4 protein-coding genes are annotated in these 4,205 nt (G+C 71.7%); 3 read left to right on the top strand and 1 reads right to left on the bottom strand.

Going from position 1 to position 4,205, the window contains the following annotated elements:
* Positions 1-183: 183 nt before the first annotated feature.
* The 3 genes from D7W79_RS39550 to D7W79_RS39540 all read left to right on the top strand — a co-directional run bounded on the left by D7W79_RS39550 (position 184) and on the right by D7W79_RS39540 (position 3,378).
* Positions 184-2,448, top strand: coding sequence for a PAS domain-containing sensor histidine kinase (locus D7W79_RS39550; protein ID WP_120530389.1), 2,265 nt, complete (start codon positions 184-186; stop codon positions 2,446-2,448).
* A gap of 114 nt (positions 2,449-2,562) precedes the next feature.
* Entirely contained in the window at positions 2,563-2,853 is a 291-nt protein-coding gene (locus tag D7W79_RS39545; protein WP_120530387.1) for a hypothetical protein, read from the top strand.
* 12 nt (positions 2,854-2,865) lie between these two features.
* Positions 2,866-3,378 (top strand): hypothetical protein, encoded by a 513-nt coding sequence (locus D7W79_RS39540; RefSeq protein WP_120530386.1) that lies wholly within the window; start codon positions 2,866-2,868, stop codon positions 3,376-3,378.
* Positions 3,379-3,382: 4 nt separating this feature from the next.
* On the opposite strand, the gene D7W79_RS46575 is transcribed toward D7W79_RS39540, so the two are convergent.
* Positions 3,383-4,205 (bottom strand): TerC/Alx family metal homeostasis membrane protein (locus D7W79_RS46575; protein WP_120530388.1); only part of this gene is annotated, 823 nt, incomplete at its 5' end.

Here is a 4,205-nt window from a genome sequence, read left to right as displayed (position 1 = left end):
GGGTTCCATCCCAGAGGTGGGCAACCCACCCCACCTCCTCCCGCAGGCCCCATCCATTTCACGGCGCGCGATGCCCATCTTCTCTCCACTCCGGCCATGTCCAGGGAGCAGGGGAACGGTGACATTCACTCTTCCGACAGCAGGCGGCCTGCCTTGTCCGACCGGTGTCTCCGGGGCACCGGCATGAACCCGGTCGCGTCCACCACGGATTCGCTCGCGGACCTCGTGGCGGGGCGGCGCGAGGACATCCTCCGGCGCTGGGCTGCTCGGCTGGAGCCGGCCCCGCCGGGCAGGTCCGCGGAGTTCCAGGAGCGGCTGCAGGGAATGCTCAAGCTGGTGGACGCGCTCGCGCTCGTCCTCCGCCAGGGGGCCGTGGAGGCGTGGACCCAGGGGGCGGTCTGGGCGGATGCCCGGGAGCTGGGACTGCGGCGCTTCCGGTCCGGCGCTCGCGTGGAGACGCTGGTGCAGGAGTACGGCCTGCTGCGCGAGGCCATCCTGGAGGTGCTGGATGCGTCCCACCGGCCGCTCGGCACGGACGAGCTGCGCACGCTCTGGCGCGCGCTGGACCGGAGCCTGACGGAGGCCGTGTCCCACTACTTCCACGAACACGAGCAGGCGATGCACTCCCGGGAGCTGCGGCTGCAGGAGATCCTCGACCACGCCCCGGCCGCCATCTACGCGAAGGACGCGCTCGGGCGGTACCTCTTCATCAACCATCCCTTCGAGGTCATCTCCGGCCACGAGCGCACGGCGGTGCTGGGGCGCTCGGACTTCGAGCTGTTCCCCCGGGAGACGGCGGAGCGCTTCCGGCACAATGACCGCCGGGTGCTGGCGGCGACGGCGCCGCTGGTGTTCGACGAGGAGGTGCTCCAGCCCGACGGGCCGCACCTCTACCACACGATGAAGTTCCCCCTGCCCAGCGTCGTGGAGGGGGAGCCGTGGGCGCTCTGTGGCGTGTCCACGGACATCACGGCCACGCGCACGCTGCGCCAGGAGCGCGACGAGGCCCGCGAGCAGCTCCAGCGCGTGCTCACCCAGCTGCCCGTCGTGCTGTGGGCCTTCGACATGCAGGGCGTGTTCACGCTCTTCGAGGGCGAGGGCGTGACGTCCACGGCCGTGTCCTCCCAGGTGATGCGCGGGCGCTCCGTCTTCGAGGTCTTCCGGGACCGGCGGGACGTGGTGGAGGTCATCCTGCGCGCGCTGGCCGGGGAGCGGCTGTCCACGGAGCTGTACCTCATGGGCGTGTGGTTCGAGGTCCGCCTCCTGCCGGTGTTCGACGCGGGAGGGCGCGTGGTCAGCGTGTCGGGCGTGTCGCTGGACATCACCGAGCGGCGCCGGGCGGAGCAGGAGCTGCGCACGTCGGAGACGCGCTACCGGCTGGCCACCCAGGCCACCCGCGACCTCATCTGGGACTGGGACCTGGTGACGGATGAGCTCCACTGGAGCGAGATGGCTCCGCGCATCCTCCGGCTGGACACGTCCCGCGGGACGCCCGTCATGGACATGGCGTGGTGGATGGCCAGCCTGCACCCCGACGAGCGCGAGCGGGTGACGCGGCAGCTGCGGCAAGCGATCGAGAGCCCGGAGGGCCACTGGCAGGCCGAGTACCGGCTCAGGCGGGGCGCCGGGACCTGGGCCTTCGTCGAGGACCGGGGCCGCGTGGTGAAGGACCTCCAGGGCCGCCCGGTGCGCATGGTGGGCGCCATGCAGGACGTCACCGGCCGGCACGAGGCCGAGGCCGAGGCGAAGCGCCGCGCGGAGTTCGAACAGCTGCTCATCGGCATCGTGGGCCATGACCTGCGCAACCCCATCTCCGCCATCACCATGGCGGCCACCACGCTGGCGAAGCGCGAGGACGCCGACCCGCGGGACCAGAAAGCGGTGACCCGCATCCTCTCCAGCGCCGAGCGCGCGCACCGCATGCTGCGCGACGTGCTGGACTTCACCCAGGCCCGGCTGGGCGGCGGCATCCCCATGGCCCCGCGCGACGTGGACCTGCTGGACCTGGTGCGCCAGGTGGTGGACGAGGTGCAGCAGGCCCACCCGGACCGGCGCCTGGAGGTGGACGGGCGGGGGGACGCCCGGCTGTGGTGCGACCCGGACCGGCTGGCGCAGGTCATCACCAACCTGGTGAACAACGCGCTCGCCTATGGCGACCCCTTCTGCCCGGTGCGCGTGCGGCTGCGCGGCCAGCCGGGGGCGGTGACGCTCGCGGTGAAGAACCAGGGACACCCGATTCCCCGGGACCTGCTGCCGCACCTGTTCGAGCCCCTCAAGCGCGCGGAGTCCCGCGAGGGCAACCGCACCGCCCACGGGCTGGGGCTGGGGCTGTTCATCGTGAAGCACATCGTGGACGCGCACGGCGGCCGGCTGCGCGTGCGCTCCAACCTCCAGGACGGCACCACCTTCCTCGTCCAGCTGCCGCGCCGGCCGCCCCCCCGGGACTGAAGCGGCGCCTTCCGGGGCGCGCTTGCCCTGGAGGGACGGCCCGGGTAGCAAAGGGGCTCCCAGAAGGGCTCCGACGGCGGGCGGGCCCGCCCTTCTTGGAAGGAGAGCGGCGCCATGAACAAGAAGTGGATCCTCGGGGTGGGGCTGGGTGTCGGCGGGCTGCTCCTGGTGGGCGGAGGGTTGGTCGCGACGGGCTACTGGGCGAACGGCCAGATGGGGGGCGACGGCATGGAGGTGCTGGCGCAGACCCAGGCCCGGGCCCAGCGGACCGCGGACCTCAACGCCCGCTACCCCTTCCAGCCTCCCCCCGCGGGCAAGGTGCTGAGGCTGGAGGAGGCGCGGCTGGAGACCTACCTCGCGGTGCGCGAGGCGACCCTGCCCGCCTACCAGGTGCTGGAGAAGTAGTCGCTCGAGTACATGCGGACGCACGGCCAGGAGCTCAACCGCGGGGGCCGGCGCGCGATGATCCAGGCCGCTGGCGCCTCCATGCGCATGATGGGCAAGGCGCAGACCGTGCTCCTCCAGAACCTGGAGGCGCAGCGCATGTCGCCCCAGGAGTTCCGCCGCCTCACCGCCGTGGTGTACCCGCCGCCGGAGGCGGTGCCGGACGCGGGCGTGGCGGCGGTGCCCCAGGCGTCGGACCCCACGAACCTCGCGCAGCTGGAGGCGCAGCTCGCCGCGCTGGCGCCGCAGCTGGAGGACCCGAAGCTCACGGAGGCCGAGCGGCTGCAGCTGGAGCAGCGCCGCGCCGGGCTGCGCAAGTACATCACCCAGCTGGAGCTCGCCTCGGGCAAGGACGTGAAGGACGCCAACGCCGCCCTGCTGAAGAAGCACGCGGAGCGCATCGCGAAGGCGGCGAACCCCACGTTCGACGAGCTGATGGCGAAGCCCCTGGAGGCCGTCGGCACCGCGGGCCTGCCCACGCCCTGAGGCGTCAGGCCTCCACCTGACGCCCGGAGCGCCGGTGCACGAGGCTGGCCCCCACCGCGCCGCCAATCACCGCGAGGATGATGGCCACCGACAGCAGCGGCGGGATGTGCACCCACTCCTCCACCACCATCTTCACGCCCGCGAACGCCAGCACCCCCGCCAGGCCGTAGTGCAGGTACTTCAATTGCCCCACGGCCCCGGCGATGACGAGGTAGAGCGCGCGCAGCCCCAGGATGGCGAAGGCGTTGGAGCTGTAGAGGATGAACGTGTCCGTGGTGACGGAGAACGCCGCCGGCACCGAGTCCACCGCGAACAGGATGTCCGTCACCTCCAGGCCCACGAGCGCCAGCAGGAGCGGCGTGGCGAGCCTGCGGCCCTGGTGCTTCACCAGGAAGTGCGGCCCCTCCACCTGGTCCGTCACCGGCAGCCTCTTCGACAGCCAGCTCACGACGCGGTTGTCCTCCTGCTTCGACGGGTCCTCGCGCAGGACGCGCCACGCGGTGACGAGCAGGATGGCGCCGAAGATGTACGACACCCAGCCCCAGCGCTGCAGCGCCGCCGCCCCCACGAAGATGAACAGGGCCCGGAACACCAGCGCGCCGAAGATGCCCAGGAAGAGCACCTCGTGCTGGTAGCGCTGGGGCACGTTCAGGCTGCGGAAGATGACGAGGAAGACGAAGACGTTGTCCAGGCTGAGGCTCTTCTCGATGAGCCACGCCGCGAGGTATTCGTGGCCGTGCTGGCTGCCCAGCGTCACCCACACGAAGCCGCAGAAGCCCAGGCCCTGTCTCTTATACACCTCTGACGCTGCCGACGATAAGGCGCGT

Origin of the sequence: Corallococcus exercitus (assembly GCF_003611585.1) — a bacterium.
GTDB classification, from domain to species: domain Bacteria; phylum Myxococcota; class Myxococcia; order Myxococcales; family Myxococcaceae; genus Corallococcus; species Corallococcus exercitus.
This window is presented reverse-complemented; position numbering and strand designations above follow the sequence as displayed.